The sequence below is a fragment of the Donghicola sp. genome, assembly GCF_025210255.1.
Classification (GTDB): Bacteria; Pseudomonadota; Alphaproteobacteria; order Rhodobacterales; family Rhodobacteraceae; genus Donghicola; species Donghicola eburneus.
Map to the genome: position 1 here is coordinate 18,701 of NZ_JAOARZ010000029.1, position 14,802 is coordinate 33,502.

The 14,802-nt window shown below is 59.6% G+C and carries 15 protein-coding genes; 6 read left to right on the top strand and 9 right to left on the bottom strand.

Annotated elements, in window-relative coordinates:
- Positions 1-189 precede the first annotated feature (189 nt).
- Genes N4A58_RS13880 through N4A58_RS13895 form a run of 4 tightly spaced genes read left to right on the top strand, consistent with a single transcriptional unit; the run spans position 190 to position 4,588 of the window.
- Complete coding sequence (locus tag N4A58_RS13880) at positions 190-2,103, top strand: PAS-domain containing protein (protein ID WP_293710607.1); 1,914 nt, start codon at positions 190-192, stop codon at positions 2,101-2,103.
- Positions 2,100-2,801 carry a response regulator transcription factor gene (locus tag N4A58_RS13885; protein ID WP_293710608.1) on the top strand — a complete coding sequence of 234 codons (702 nt, stop codon included), beginning with the start codon at positions 2,100-2,102 and terminating at the stop codon, positions 2,799-2,801. Before N4A58_RS13880 ends, N4A58_RS13885 begins: the two co-directional genes overlap by 4 nt.
- A 58-nt stretch (positions 2,802-2,859) precedes the next feature.
- Positions 2,860-3,513, top strand: a complete 654-nt coding sequence (locus tag N4A58_RS13890) for a histidine phosphatase family protein (RefSeq protein ID WP_293710609.1) — start codon at positions 2,860-2,862, stop codon at positions 3,511-3,513.
- A gap of 19 nt (positions 3,514-3,532) precedes the next feature.
- On the top strand, positions 3,533-4,588 hold the full coding sequence (locus N4A58_RS13895; protein ID WP_293710610.1) for a saccharopine dehydrogenase: 1,056 nt from the start codon (positions 3,533-3,535) through the stop codon (positions 4,586-4,588).
- A 26-nt stretch (positions 4,589-4,614) separates the two neighbouring features.
- On the opposite strand, the gene N4A58_RS13900 is transcribed toward N4A58_RS13895, so the two are convergent.
- The 6 genes from N4A58_RS13900 to N4A58_RS13925 all read right to left on the bottom strand — a co-directional run bounded on the left by N4A58_RS13900 (position 4,615) and on the right by N4A58_RS13925 (position 9,648).
- A complete protein-coding gene (locus N4A58_RS13900; RefSeq protein ID WP_293710611.1) occupies positions 4,615-5,001 on the bottom strand; it encodes a DUF3775 domain-containing protein in 387 nt (128 codons plus the stop codon).
- An 81-nt stretch (positions 5,002-5,082) separates the two neighbouring features.
- Positions 5,083-5,814 carry an SDR family oxidoreductase gene (locus N4A58_RS13905; protein WP_293710612.1) on the bottom strand — a complete coding sequence of 244 codons (732 nt, stop codon included), beginning with the start codon at positions 5,812-5,814 and terminating at the stop codon, positions 5,083-5,085.
- Positions 5,811-6,368: a DUF3833 family protein gene (locus N4A58_RS13910; RefSeq protein WP_293710613.1), complete on the bottom strand. Its 558-nt coding sequence runs from the start codon at positions 6,366-6,368 to the stop codon at positions 5,811-5,813. Before N4A58_RS13910 ends, N4A58_RS13905 begins: the two co-directional genes overlap by 4 nt.
- Before the next feature lie 3 nt (positions 6,369-6,371).
- A complete protein-coding gene (locus N4A58_RS13915; protein ID WP_293710614.1) occupies positions 6,372-7,598 on the bottom strand; it encodes an MFS transporter in 1,227 nt (408 codons plus the stop codon).
- Entirely contained in the window at positions 7,595-8,350 is a 756-nt protein-coding gene (locus N4A58_RS13920; protein WP_293710615.1) for a DUF1365 domain-containing protein, read from the bottom strand. Before N4A58_RS13920 ends, N4A58_RS13915 begins: the two co-directional genes overlap by 4 nt.
- Positions 8,347-9,648, bottom strand: a complete 1,302-nt coding sequence (locus N4A58_RS13925; RefSeq protein ID WP_293710616.1) for an NAD(P)/FAD-dependent oxidoreductase — start codon at positions 9,646-9,648, stop codon at positions 8,347-8,349. Before N4A58_RS13925 ends, N4A58_RS13920 begins: the two co-directional genes overlap by 4 nt.
- A 114-nt stretch (positions 9,649-9,762) precedes the next feature.
- On the opposite strand from N4A58_RS13925, the gene N4A58_RS13930 reads away from it, so the two are divergent.
- Together N4A58_RS13930 and N4A58_RS13935 are read left to right on the top strand one after the other, a co-directional pair.
- Positions 9,763-10,410 carry a sigma-70 family RNA polymerase sigma factor gene (locus tag N4A58_RS13930; protein ID WP_293710618.1) on the top strand — a complete coding sequence of 216 codons (648 nt, stop codon included), beginning with the start codon at positions 9,763-9,765 and terminating at the stop codon, positions 10,408-10,410.
- A 5-nt stretch (positions 10,411-10,415) separates the two neighbouring features.
- Entirely contained in the window at positions 10,416-11,063 is a 648-nt protein-coding gene (locus N4A58_RS13935) for a ChrR family anti-sigma-E factor (protein ID WP_293710620.1), read from the top strand.
- Positions 11,064-11,087: 24 nt separating this feature from the next.
- Here the strand turns inward: N4A58_RS13935 and N4A58_RS13940 are convergent, their stop codons facing one another.
- The 3 genes from N4A58_RS13940 to mutL form a co-directional block, all read right to left on the bottom strand.
- Positions 11,088-11,510 carry a lytic transglycosylase domain-containing protein gene (locus N4A58_RS13940; RefSeq protein WP_293710918.1) on the bottom strand — a complete coding sequence of 141 codons (423 nt, stop codon included), beginning with the start codon at positions 11,508-11,510 and terminating at the stop codon, positions 11,088-11,090.
- Between the two features lie 215 nt (positions 11,511-11,725).
- Positions 11,726-12,889 carry a DNA recombination protein RmuC gene (locus N4A58_RS13945; protein ID WP_293710622.1) on the bottom strand — a complete coding sequence of 388 codons (1,164 nt, stop codon included), beginning with the start codon at positions 12,887-12,889 and terminating at the stop codon, positions 11,726-11,728.
- Complete coding sequence (mutL, locus tag N4A58_RS13950) at positions 12,886-14,793, bottom strand: DNA mismatch repair endonuclease MutL (protein ID WP_293710624.1); 1,908 nt, start codon at positions 14,791-14,793, stop codon at positions 12,886-12,888. The genes N4A58_RS13945 and mutL overlap by 4 nt, the downstream gene beginning before the upstream one ends.
- Between the last annotated feature and the right edge of the window lie 9 nt (positions 14,794-14,802).

The following is a 14,802-nucleotide window of genomic DNA, read 5'->3' on the forward strand; positions in this document are numbered from 1 at the left end:
ATTTTCCTCCCTATGTCCGGTCTCCCCTCCGGACAAGCCGCCAGAGCGACTCTTGACCTATTGGGTCATGGTCTCAGCCTGTCGGTCAACTTTTTCCTGAAAATTTCTGAAACCTAACGAATTGTAACAGCCGCCGCGTCGGCCTTGCACCTGCCTGTTCGATAGCGACTAATACGGGCCGGAGGAGCCATGACACAAAGCGATCACGCCATTCACGCGATGACGACAGCGGGGTTGGATTTGATCCAGCAAGCCCTGTCGATTTTCGATTCCGACCTACGTCTGGTGATCGCGAACCGCCGCATGCAAGAGATGTTCAACCTGCCCGACTCGCTGGCCACGCCCGGTGCGAGTTTCGAGGATGTGATCCGCTATCTGGCCGAACGCGGCGAATATGGCGAGATTGACGATATCCCTGACTACGTGGCGACACGCCTCGAACAAGCCCGTACCTTTGCCCCGCACTACATGGAGCGCACCCGCGCCAATGGCCGCGTGATCAGCGTCGAAGGGAACCCCTTGCCCGAAGGCGGCTGGGTCACGGTCTACACCGACATCACCCAGATCAAACGCCAAGAGGCCCTGCTGCGCGCGCGGTCCGAGGAACTGAGCGACCAAGTCCTGTCCTATGCCGAGGAACTGTCCGGCGCGAACCGTGAACTGGCTGCCACAAACGCCGCCTTGGAACAGGCCAAAGCCCGCGCGAATGAGGCAGAGGCCCGCATCCGTCTGACGACCGAGATGATGCCCGCCCACATCGCTCGCGTCGATCTGAACCTGCGCTATACCTATTCGAACCGGCAGCTATCTTGGGTCATGCCAGGCCGGCGCAAAGACATTCTGGGCATGACCATGACCGAGGCGTTGGGCGAATCCTTCCCAAAGGTGCTGCCAGCCGTCCAGCGCGCCCTGTCCGGCGAATCCGCCGTGATCGAGTTCACCGACGCCCCAACGTCCCGCCGCATCCGCGCGGCCTTTACCCCTGACTTCAGCACGGGCCAGATTTCTGGCGTGAACGTGCTGTCCCTTGATGTGACCGAGGAAACCCAAGCCCGCACCGCGCTCCAGCAGACGAAAAAACGCGAAATGGCCGCGCAACTGACCAGCGGCTTGGCCCATGACTTTTCAAACCTGCTGACGATCATTCTGGGGATGCAAGGGAAACTGGCTCGCATGTCCCTGCCCGCTGATGCGGCCGACCTGATCAGCGCCACGATCAATGCCGCGAACCGTGGCGGGCGGCTGTTGAACAAGATCGCAGGGATCACAGCGGGACGCGAACTCCGTCTGCATTCTGTCGACATGAAAGCGTTCACCAAAGACTTGATTACTCTGGCGCGGTCCACACTGCCCGATGGCGTCTATCTGAAGGTCGAAACGGAGTTGCCGGACACCCCGCTGCTGCTGGACTCCGGCCTCTTGCAAGACGCTGCCCTAAATCTCGTGCTGAATGCGCGGGATGCCTGCGGGGCCAAGGGGCAGATCACCCTGCGCCTGCGGGCGATCAGCGACACATGGCTAGAGCTATCTGTCGGGGACACGGGGCCAGGATTCTCCGAAACCGCCTTAAAACACGCGCTCGACCCATTCTTCACGACCAAAGGCGGCGAAGGCTCGGGCCTTGGACTGCCGATGGTTTACGACATGACCAAAACAGCGGGCGGCACAGTCACCTTGGGCAACACGTCCCAAGGCGCACGCGTCACCATCCGCCTGCCCCTGCGCGCCGCCCCCACCGCAGTTGCCCCCGCGCTGGTCCTGTTGGTCGAGGACAGCGACGACATCCGCACCACCGTCCGCGATATGCTGACCAGCCAAGGGCACTCGGTGATCGAAGCGACCTCGGTCGACGAAGGCCTCGCGCTGGCCCGTGACCTGCCGGAAATCGCCTACATCGTCTCCGACATTTCCCTGACGGGCGAGGCGACGGGGCTCGACCTGCGCGCCGCCCTGACGAACCATCCTGCGAAGATTGTGCTCATGACGTCTCTGCCCGACACCCACCCCCATCACATCGCGGCCCGTGCCAGCGGAACGGTCTTGCGCAAACCCTTCGACGCGTCCGATCTGGCCGCCGCCCTCGGGTCAGAGGTCCAAGCATGACAGAACCCCTTGTCACCATTCTGGACGATGAACCGGAAATCCGTCAGCTCTTGGCCGATACGCTCCAAGAGGCTGGTTTCCGGACCATGTCCTTTGGCCGCGCCACGGAGTTCGAGGCTGCGCTGAAATCCTGCCAGCCCGATCTGTGCCTCGTGGACCTGTCCTTGCCGGATCGGGACGGGCTGTCGCTGGTTCACCGGCTGGCGCTGGAACAGGGCGCAACCGTGATTATCATCTCGGGCCGCGCACAAGTGCAGGACCGGATCACGGGGCTTGAGCTCGGCGCCGATGACTACATCATCAAGCCCTTTGACCCGTCCGAAGTCGTTGCTCGCATCCGCGCCCGTCTGCGCAAGGGCAAAGCCACGAAATCCAGCGGCGAGACTGCGCAATTCGAAGGCTGGACCGCCCATTTCGATCGGTTCACTTTAGAGAACACCGATGGCACCGAAACCCCCTTCAGCCATGCCGAAGGGGCAGTGCTGCGTCTCTTCCTCGAAAGCCCGAAACGGCTGATCACCCGTGCCTATATGCAGGAAACATTGGGCGGCGCAGCGGGCGAAAGCTTTGACCGCGCGATGGACGTCCGAATCTCGCGCCTGCGGACCAAGCTGCAAGAGGACCCCAAGAACCCCCGCCTCATCAAAACGATCTACGGCGCGGGCTACATCTTTCTTGGCGATGTGAGCTGGCGATAGGGGTTGCGACCCGCGCTGCCCTCGGCCTAAGCACCACGGGCAAGAACAGGAGTCGCAGATGACCGAGATTACACTGGTGCGCCACGGGCAGGCCAATACCGGCGCGCAGGACGAAGCCAGCTATGACCGCCTGTCCGATCTGGGCCACCAGCAAGCCGCGTGGCTTGGCCAGCATCTGGAAACCGTCGCGCCCTATGACCGCATTATTTCTGGCGCGATGCGCCGCCAGATCGAGACCGCGCAGGGCCTGAACCGCCGCGCCTTGCCCCACGACACAGACGCGCGCCTGAACGAACTGGACTACTTTGGCCTTGCCGAGTCGCTGAAAAACAGCCACGGAGTGCCAATCCCGACCTGCGCCACCGAGTTTGCCGCCCACGTCCCCCAGGTACTGGACGCGTGGCGCAATGACGGGATCCACCCTGATGTCGAAAGCTATGACGCCTTTCACGACCGGATTTTCGGCGCGCTTCGGGCGGCGGCTGGCACGGGCGAACGCTGCCTTCTGGTCACGTCGACCGGTGTGATTTCGACCCTGACCGCAATTGCCTTGGGTCTGGAAACCGCCGCCAAGGTAAAGATGTTCCTGGCTGTTGCCCACACCTCGGTGCACAAATTCGAATTGCGTGGGGATGACTTGTATCTGACCCAATTCGGCGCGACGCCGCACTTGGATGTGCCCGACCGCATCCACGCCAAAACCCATGCCTGATAGACCAAAGGAAACCACGATGACTCACCTCTGGGTCCGCACCGAAAGCCGCCAGAACGAACAGCGCGTCGGCATCACCCCCGAAGGCGTGGCCGAAATGATCGCTGCCGGATATCAGGTCACCGTCGAAGAAAGCAGCCAGCGCATTATCCCGATTAACGCGTACCGCAAGGCAGGCGCGGAAATCGCCGCCGAAGGCAGCTGGCCGGACGCCCCAAAAGACGCCATCATCTTTGGCCTCAAAGAGCTGCCAGAAGAGGACACGCCGCTCGTTCACCGCCACATCATGTTCGGCCATGCCTACAAAGGTCAGTCCGCAGGTCAGCGCCTGCTGAAACGGTTCAAAGCTGGCGGCGGGACTCTGTTTGATCTGGAATATTTGGTGAATGAACAGGGGCGCCGCGTGGCCGCGTTCGGGTATTGGGCCGGTTATGCGGGTGCAGCAGTGGCGCTGCGCGCTTGGGCCGCGCAGAAATCCGGCGGGATTTGCCCCCCGATGCAAGGCTACGCCAATGCAAAAACCATGTGCGCCATGCTGCGGGACGAACTGGACCGCACCGGTCAGCCCCGCCCCGACGCCATCGTCATAGGCGCGCTTGGCCGCGTCGGTACAGGCGCGAGCGATCTGTGCGGCGAACTAGGTGTGGACGTGACCAAATGGGACATGAAGGAAACCGCTCACGGGGGACCTTTCCCAGAAATTCTCGAACATGACGTCTTTCTAAACTGCATTTTGGCAGGACCAAGGACGCCCGTTTTCGTTCCCGCGTCTGCCAAAGAAACGGAACGCAAGCTGTCTGTCATCGGGGATATCGCCTGCGATCCGGACAGCGATTTTAACCCTGTGCCCTTGTACCATGAGGCCACCACCTGGGCAGAGCCCGCAACCCGCGTCCACGACGACCCGCCCTTGGATGTCACCGCGATCGATAACTTGCCCTCGATGCTACCGCTCGAAAGCTCTCAGGATTTCTCGGGACAATTGCTGCCATGGCTGATGCAACTCGAGGATACCTATTCCGGCGTGTGGGGCCGCGCGATGGCGACCTACCGTAAGCATCTGGTAAATATCTGATCCAAAGGGGGCCGAGGCCCCCTTTTTCACATGATGTCGTCTTCTTCGTCCTCGGCAGAGATGCCAAAAGCGTCCAAACCGCTTTCCAGATACTCAGCAAGTTCGGGCATCCCCAGCAGATAATCTGCCGTTTCGCTGGTGGCTTCGGACACAACGGTCGCCCGCGCTTCGTCCACTTCATCGACGGTGAAAGTGTCGCGCCCGATCCACGCCAGAGCAATAAGATCGGTTTGCTCTTCTTCGTTCAGATCGCCGATGAAAGAGCGGATCGCGTCATCATCCATCCGTCCCATGGTCTGCACTTCGTCTTCAGAAAGGTCTTCGGTCAGGATTTCCATTTCGCCCGAATTCATCCGCAGCTCATGCGCCAGCAAAATGATCTGAGCAACTTTTGACGAGGATATTCTTAGCATGGCTCGTTTCCTTCTTCGGCCCTGATCCAGCATTCGGCGTTTTGCGCCTGCCGTCCTTGATCTAGGGCAACACAGTTTGGTTCAGGAGATCAGGCGGAAATAGGCCCAGTCTGGCAGCAAATTGGCAAGTCGGAACACCCACGAGAACATCGTGGGGAAATTGCGGGCAAAGCTGGGGGAGTTCATGTGGTCAAAGATTTCGCGCGCCGCGTCCTCTGGCTCCATGAGAAAGGGCATCTTGAAATCATTTTTGTTGGTCAACCGCGTCTTAATAAAGCCGGGGTTTGCCAATTGAATCCGAACGTTTGTTTTGCGCAAATCTGCATAAAGCGTTTCTGCCAGTGACATTACGCCGGACTTGGATGCACCGTATCCGACCGCGCCCGGCAATCCGCGGAAGCCAGACAGGCTGCCGGTAAAGACGATATGACCACGGTCTTGGTTGGCAAATTTCGGCACCATCACCCCTGCAACGCGCATCGCACCGGTCAAATTCACATCTGCCATCAGCTCTAGCTTCTCGGCGTCGATTTCCTTGGGCGTCATCGGCCAATAGACGCCCGCCAAGTACACGACACCATCGACATCTCCGACCTCCTCAGCGGCCTTCGACACGCTCTCGAGGCTTGATACATCGCACGTCACGGCGCGGGCGCGGCCCGGCAGCTCTGCGACCAAGTCGTTCAACCGATCCTCGGAGCGGGCGCTCACAATCACTTCGACACCGACGCGGCTCAATTGGTGGGCCAGAGCGCGGCCCAGCCCTTCGCTCGCCCCGATCAACCAATACCGCTTGCCGTTCCAATCTATCACGCAACCTCCTTTGGACGCATGGTGGCGACCAATTCGCCCACCGTGATCCCGAATTTTTTGAACTGGCTGCGGTTCATGATCACCCCATTCGGCGTCAAATACATCCAGTCCGTCACATCCAAAACGTGGCCCCCTGCGTCCTCCATCAGACGAATGCGGTAATTCAATTGCACCGCGTCTCCGCGCTGCCATCCGCGTCCGGTTCCGATCAAGTCTTCTGCTTCGGCTGCGATGGTGCCGTCGTCGGACACCACCAGCTGCCATTCGCGATCCTGCCGAGAGCCACTGTCATATGTGAAGAATTCGCTCAGCGTCCCTTTGTTCCCGTCCCAGCGCCCTTCCATTTCCGCACAAAAGCGCGAGGCAACGCGGCCGGTCGGTCCGTAGATCACGCCTTCGCACAACAGAGGGCCAGAAAGCGCCTTTCGAACGTCAAAAGAGAGGGGTCCGTCGTAATCCGCGGGCTTTTGCGCGGAGAATGACATTTTCCGCTTCACGATCACGAAACCGATCAGGGAAATCACAAAGCCCAAGAAAATCCATAGGACAGTCATCGTCTACAGCTCCTTTTCGATGGGGGTACGCATGAGCAATGCCATGGCGCATAACTTCAACAAACAGGGCACACCTGCATAGAGGATTGTGAGCAGGTACAAGGTCGCGGGCGTATTCGGCCCGCCGCTCTCGAACCCAGCGCCTTGGAGAATGGGCAGTAGAACCGCCGCCGCAAACGCCAGGCTGACCTTGGTCGCAAAGGACCACAGGCCGAAGCCTGCCGCGCCGTTTGGATCAATACGCGCCATGCGCCCCGCAAAGATCGCAGGCAGGATGGTCATATCTGCCCCAAGGGCGAGTCCCGTCGCCACACACACAGCCGCAAAAGGCCAAACATCACCCGCCCCCAAGGTCAGCGCCCAGAGAAACGCCGCGATGGACAGGGCCATGCCGTAGATCAGGGCACGTCGTGCCCCGACCCGTTGGGCAATCGTCGACCAGATTGGCGCACCCACTGCAGCGGACACAAAGAACAGCACCAGAAGCGGGCCCTCGCTGCCGATGCTTTGCAGACGGCTTTCGACAAAGAATAGGAACAAGGTCGAAGTCACCGCGACAGGGGCTGCATTGACAACACCCAACAGCAGAAGCCTGCGGGCGGCACCGTCCCCGAGGATGCGGCGAATGTCAGGCTGTTCCGGCACGGCATGGGTCGCGCCCCATTCGGGTGCCATCACGATAGCGGCTACCGCGGCCAAAGCCACGAACCCGACCGCAAATCCGGCAAAGGGCGCCTCTATCACCCCAGCAAGCATAACCGGCGCAATCGCGGCTAGACACACGCCAACCAGCGCGCCGCCCTCGCGCCACCCAGCCAGTCGCAGATGGGCGCGGCCCAGAGTCTCGGCCCGCTTCACACCCACTGCGTAGAACGTGATGCTCAGAAAACTGTAGGCCGAGAACATCAGAATCAGCATGGCGGCGAACCACAGTGCGGGTCCGAACACCGGCGAGACTGCGAACAATCCGACCATCGCGGCAGCCAGTACAGCCAATCCGATGAACACGGCCAGACTGCGGTATCGAATGCGGGCAGAGAGCAACCCCAACAGGGGATCCTGCACAACATCCAGCAAACGCAGCCCAGCTAGGATGGCCCCAAGGCTCCCCAACCCGACGCCATAGGAATCCACGTAAAATTTTGGCGCGTGCATGTAGATCGGAAGACCCGCCGCCGCCAGCACACCTGCAAACACTGAATATGGCCACAAGGGCCGATGCTGTGTCACCGGCTGACCTCTGACTCGGGCTCCTCCGGTGCTGGTCGATATCCTGCGCGCTTGATCCACAACTTAAGCGCTTGCCAATGGATCAGAAACACTACGCGCCGCGCGCCAAAGGGGCGGCGGAACACCGACTTCAGAATGGAACGGTTCGTGAGCGGTGCCCGTTTGCCCGTCAATGTCGCCGTCAGCCCACCCTTGTCATGGGTCAGGTCAATCCAGATCCCGATCCGATCTCTTCGGATGTCGAAGCGAAACTGATACTCGCCCGCGATCGGCTGGAACGGAGAGACGTGGAAAATCTTGCGCGCGACCAACTTGTCGCTGGGATTAATTGGGGACAGGTCATCGTGGTGGCACAGATAGCTGTGACGTTGGCCAAAGGTATTTGTGACCTCCGCGATCACCACGCGCAGGGTTTGTTCAGCGTCGTAGCACAGCCAGAAGCTCACCGGATTGAACACGTGGCCCAGAACACGGGGCTGGGTTAGAAGCAAAATTTCGCCGTCGACCTCTACACCATTGTCTCGCAGCACAGTCCGAGCCCAAGGCGCGCCGCGCCCGTCCTTTGGTGCGCCGCCATGATCCTTGTCCTGCAAAGAAAAAAGGTTGCCGGCATTGCGCGAAAACAAGCGCGGTGGCTGTACCTCCTGCTCAGGGTTCAACAGCACGTAATCAACGCTGTAGCGAAAGGCGTTCTCGATCCCGCCCTTGCGCCCGTGCCATGTGTACCCCGCGATGTGGTCCACCGTATTCATTCGGCAGCCACCTGTTGTCGAACCCGCAGACGCAGGCTGTCAGCGACTTCTAGACCGCTGGACAGGCCATCTTCGTGGAAGCCATTCTTCATCCACGCGCCGCAGAACCACGTGTTGGCTGTGCCGTTGACCAAAGGCATCTTCTTTTGCGCATCCCACGCCGCCATGTCGTAGACGGGGTGCATGAAGGTCACCTCGTCGTAAATCAGGTCTTCGCGGATGGCACGGCGCGAGTTCAGCGTCACAAAATGCGGGTCATCCATCGGGATCGGCTGCAGTGAGTTCATCCAGTAGGTCAAGTCGATCCGGTCACTGGGGGCATCGCGGTCTTCGGTATAGACCCATGATGACCAGCAAAGACGACGCTTGGGCATCACCGAAGCATCCGCGTGCAGCACGATTTTGTTCGGCTGGTATTTCACCGCGCTCAGGATATCGATCTCGTGCGGCATCGGGTCTTCGAGCAAAGCGAGCGACACGTCAGAGTGCGTCGCAAAGACAATCTCGTCAAATTGCTCCCACTCTCCGCCAAAGCTGCGAACTTGCGGACCAACAGAGGTACGGCGCACCCCTTGGACCGGCGATCCAATGCGTAGCTCGACCCCTTTTCGCTGCAACGCCGCTTTCAGCCGCGTCACGTATTGGATGGACCCGCCCTGCACGGTGTACCATTGGTGCTGTCCTGTGTGGCTCAAGAGCGCGTGGTTCTCCAAAAAGGTAATCATCGCCTGCGCGGGGAAATCCAGAATTTCGTCGACCGGCGTAGACCAGATCGCACCGGACAGCGGGGCGAGGTAATACTTGCGGAACCACTCACCTAGCTGCAGATGATCCAGAAGTTCGCCAATCGTGGCATCCGGCATGTTCGCCGCCGCCTCGACCGCCGATTTATTGAAGCGGAAGATGTCGCGGATCATTCCCAGATATTTCGGGCGTATCAGGTTGCGCCGCTGCGCGAATGTCGCGTTCACCGACCCGAAACCATACTCCAGCCATCCGCCGTCAATCGACGCGCCAAAGCTCATATCGCTTTTGACCGTGGGCACATCCAGACGCTCGAACAGTTCGACCATGTTCGGATAGTTCACGTGGTTAAACACGATGAAGCCTGTATCAACGGGCTGATCCCCGTTCTTGCCCGCAATCACAGTACGGGCGTGGCCGCCAAGGCGCGGCTCGGCCTCGAACAGGGTCACATTATGGTCCTCGGACAATGAATAGGCTGCCCCCATCCCGGAAATGCCACCACCAATAACGGCGATCTTGCGTGCGATAGAGGATGATGTCTCGAAGGGCATTAGTGTGTGACTCCTGTTTTTCTATTCTCTGTTACGCTGGTCAGACGCGGACGGATGAAAAAAATAATCTGAGGTGATCCAAACGTTTTATTGATGCGTATAGGATGCATGTTGATGGAACGGTTGGATATTTCGGAAAACAGGTTGCCAGCACCCGCGAAGCGTCGTGTTATGGAGGATGACGTACGCTCTCCACGCCTGAAAGACGCCGCAGTGCCCGACGCCCCACAACAGCCCGCACAGGACTGGACCGACCATATCCATCGCATCCGTGCTCAGGACCAGGCAGCTTTCAAAGAGCTGTTTGCCCATTTCGCTCCGCGGGTGAAGGGGTTCTTGATCAAGTCCGGTGCGGACGAAGCCTTGGCCGAGGAATGCACCCAAGAGGTGATGGCCACGATCTGGCGCAAGTCAGAGATGTTCGACCCCTCGCGGGCCTCGGTTTCCACGTGGATCTATACGATCGCACGGAACCGCAAGATTGACATGCTGCGCAAACGGCGCCGCCCTGAACCCGAGGATTTGCCTTGGGGACCAGAGGCCGAGCCCGACGCCGAAGACACCTTCGCAATGCAGCAAGAGACACAAAGACTGGGAGAGGCAATCCGCGCTCTACCAGAAAAACAACGGCAGCTGGTCGAGAAAGCCTACTTTGGCGATCTTACTCACAGTGAAATCGCCGAGGAAACGGGTCTGCCCTTGGGCACGATCAAATCTAGGATACGGTTGGCGCTGGACCGCTTGCGCCACCAGATGAAGTGACTGTGATGATGCGCGATATTAAACACCACCTGACCGACCAACTGTTGATGGCCTACTCTGCAGGAACCCTGACCGAGGCTTTTGATCTGATTGTTGCCGCCCATCTATCGATGTGCGACGCCTGCCGTGCGGCAGCCGAGAGTTTTGATGCAACCGGCGGGGCCTTGATTGAGGATTTGGATACCGCCGAGTTGTCCGATGACAGTTTTGCTGCGACCATGCGCCTGATCGAAGGCGCGCCGAAACTATCCGCTCCAAAACCCTGCAAAAAGGGTGTTTTGCCCGGTCCGGTGCAGGATTTCGTCGGCGGCGACCTAGAAAGCGTGAAGTGGCGGTCGATCGGCATGGGCGTGAAACAAGCGATTATCCCAACCGAAAAGGATGCAACCGCGCGCCTGCTCTACATTCCTGCGGGATGCGCTGTGCCGGATCATGGGCATCGCGGGACCGAGCTAACCTTGGTGCTGCAGGGTGCGTTTCAGGACGAAACCGATCACTTTGGTCCCGGTGACATTGAAGTTGCGGACGAGGACCTGTTCCACACCCCTGTTGCGGATATCGGCGAGGATTGTATCTGTCTGGCCGCGACCGACGCACCGCTTCGGTTCCGCAGCTTGCTGCCGCGGCTCGCGCAGCCGTTTCTACGCATCTAAACTCAGGCAAGAAAAAAGGGCTGCTTAACGCAGCCCTGTTTCGTCCAGCAGACCTTTGGCTTTGGCCGCATAGTAGTAGCCGCGTGCGTAGTGCATGACGGCTTCTTTTTCGTTGCCATCTGCCACCAGATAGGCACCGCGCAGGTACTTGCCCGCATATTTCAGATTGGTTTCCGCATCCAGAAGGTCCGTCGGCTCGCCTTTGAAGCCCATGCTGCGGGCCGTGGCGGGCAGGATCTGCATCAGGCCGTAGTAGGGGCCATTGCGCGCACCCGGGCGGTGGGTGCTTTCGCGGATTACGACGCGTTGGATCAGCGTCGGGGGAATTTGGTATTCTTCTGCGTATTTCAGAATGAGAGACCGGATTTCCGGTGTTTCGTTCGGGTAAAGGGGCGCGGCATAGTCGGCAAATGCGAGCGGTTTCACATCGGGGTCCGGCTCTGCCATCTGACTGCAAGCACTGGTCAATACGAATAGGCCAAAGGCCACACAGGTGAGGGTGCGCTTCATCATGTCTTCCACTGCTTCATCATGTCTTCCACTATCGTCCCAAGGTCGCCACTGCGCGCTAAGGCACGTCTTCGGCAGAATTGCGGGGAAGAAACACAGAAATTGCGGTTGCGTCACCCCTGAATTGTTCGCGTGGCGAACGATCGGCGGATTTAGACAGTTTTTTGCGTATTGATGGCTAACTGATCGGCGGTTTCTGGCGCAAGTTCTTCGAAATCGAAATTATCCAGTCGACGAGCGCGTTTGCCTGCCTTTTCGGCACTAATCTTGATTTCAGAGATATCCTTGGCCGCCTGATTGAAATGGCGGTCCAGATTTTCGACCCGTGATCCTAAACGATCCACGTCCGAATAAAGCAGACCCAACTCTTTGCGAATGGCACCCGCCTGCTCTCGCATCCGCGCATCCTTGAGGATCGCACGCATGGTGTTCAGGGTCGCCATGCAAGTGGTCGGAGACACGATCCAAACCCGCTTTTCGAAACCCTCACGCACCAGTTCGGGGAAATTGGCGTGAAGTTCAGCGTACACCGCCTCGGACGGCAGAAACATGATTGCGCCGTCCGCCGTCTCACCTTCTAGGATGTACTTCTCGGAAATCGCCTTGATATGGTTGCGCACGGACTGACGTAGCATCCGCGCCGCCTCGTTCAGCAAGGATTGCGTGTCGGCCTTGCGCAGCGCCTCATAGGCCTCGAGCGGGAATTTACTGTCGATAACAATTGGTCCTGGCGGATTGGGCAGGTGAATCAAACAGTCCGCCCTGCGCCCGTTAGACAGCGTGTGCTGGAGAACGTAGCTGTCCGAAGGCAGCGCCTTGCCCACAATGTCATTCAACTGGATCTCGCCGAATGCACCACGGGTCTGTTTGTTCGACAGAATATCCTGAAGGCTCAGAACATCACCGGACAGTTTGGTGATGTTCTCTTGCGCCTTGTCGATCGCGACGAGCCTCTGCTGCAACTCCCCCAGCGACTTTGCCGTCCGCTGCGCCGATCCGTGCAGGTTCACATTCATCTGCTCGGTCACCGTCGCCAGACGCTGCTCCATCAGTTGTAGCATGTGCTTTTGACTAGAGGCCTGCGCCTCTGACACATGGTTCAATCCACCCGCCAATTGTTGCTGACCATCAGAAAGAGACTGAACGCGCTGGTCTAGTGCCCACATCTGGCGCGCCATCGGCTCCATCATCTGGGCAGACTTTCCAGCAGAGCGCATGACCGCGAACAGCATAAGCAGCACCAATCCACCAAGGATGAGGGCACCCAGAACCAAAGGATTCTGAAGGGTCAAAGTAAGTGCGGTGTCGTCGGTCATGTGCGCCCGAACAGCCTTTCGATGTCAGAGAGTTTCAGCTCCACATAGGTGGGGCGTCCGTGGTTGCACTGACCGGAATGAGGCGTGGCCTCCATCTCGCGCAGGAGGGCATCCATTTCTTCGGCCCGCATCCGGCGGCCGGATCGGATTGAGCCATGGCAGGCGACACGGGACAGGATTGCTTCAAGTCGCGCTTGTAGGGACAGGCTTTCGCCCTGATCCGTCAACTCATCCAGAATGTCGAGAACCATCGCCTTGGCGTCCACATTTCCGAGGATCGCTGGGGTCTCGCGGACTGCGACAGCACCAGCGCCAAAGGGTTCAATGCTCAGCCCCATGCGTGCCAGATCATCCGCGTGTTCTAGCAACCGCGCGCTGTCGCCTTCGGACAAATCCACGACCTCGGGGATCAGCAGGGCTTGGGCCGCGACGCCATTTTCAGCCATCTGCTTTTTCAGCTTTTCGTAGACCAGACGTTCGTGAGCGGCATGCTGATCGACGATCACCATACCATCACGGGTCTGCGCGATGATGTAGTTCTCGTGCACCTGCCCGCGCGCCACGCCCAAAGGCAGATGCACAGGTTCCGGCGCTTCGGTTTCAGGTTCGGGACGCGTATCAGGGACAGGCGGGGTTTCCACGACGCGCCCGCTGTAGGCGGTCGAAAACTCGGCAAAGCCAGTGTCACGCGGTGGAACAGGCTGGATCGCAGGAGCTTGGCCCATGTAGCTGGCACTGCGCGCGGCAGCAGACGGGCGATCCATCTGGTATTGGAACACGCGCGGCTGGGTCGGCTCGGTTCGCATCGCCCCCAAGGTAGCGCCCGCGACGGTGCTAGAAGCGCGATGCCCAGCTTCGGCCAAAGCGTGGCGCAAGGACGAGACGATCAATCCGCGCACCAGACCAGGGTCGCGGAACCGAACCTCTGACTTGGCAGGGTGGACGTTCACGTCGACCTTTTGCGGGTCACAATCGACGAACAGAACAGCTGCGGGATGTCGGTCACGGGACAGAAAGTCCATGTAAGCGGCGCGCAATGCGCCGGTGAGCTGTTTGTCCCGCACAGGCCGCCCGTTCACGAACAGGTACTGTGAGACGGCCGCGCCGCGAGAATAGGTGGGCAGAGCCGCGTAGCCCGTCAGGCGGACGCCTTCGCGCTCGGCATCAATCGCCAGAGCATTTTCAGAGAACTCTCCACCGAGGACTCCGGCCAGCCGCCCGCGAAGCGCGTCGAACAGATCGCCTGTTTCTGGGTCGCTGCGAAAGGTCACACGCCCCGAACCGCCGCCCGAAACATCGCGCAGGGTGAAGCCGATGGACGGCTCGGCCATCGCCAAGCGTTTCACCACATCGCTGATCGCTTGGGACTCAGCGCGGTCGCTGCGCATGAACTTCAGGCGCGCAGGGGTCGCGTAGAACAGATCACGCAACTCAACCACAGTCCCGCTGGTCAGAGCGGCGGGTTTGACCGGCCCCATTTCGCCACCTGCGACTGTGATTTGCGCAGCGTCTTCCCCAGAGGGGCGCGAGGTGATCGTCAACCGTCCAACAGCGCCAAGGGACGGCAGCGCCTCGCCTCGGAAACCGAAGGTGTGAATATTCAAGAGATCAGAGCCGTCGATCTTGCTGGTGGCATGGCGCGACAATGCCAATGGCAAGTCCTCTGCAGACATGCCACAGCCGTCATCCGTCACGCGTATCAAGGTCTTGCCACCATCGGCCACACAGACTTGAATCCGGCGCGCGCCAGCGTCGACTGCATTCTCGACCAGCTCCTTCACGGCCGATGCAGGCCGCTCGACAACTTCGCCAGCGGCGATGCGGTTAATGGCGCCACTGTCAAGCTGGCGAATTACAGGGCGAGAGACCTGATCTGTGGATATCTTGGGGCTGCTCATTGTCATACCCCAAGA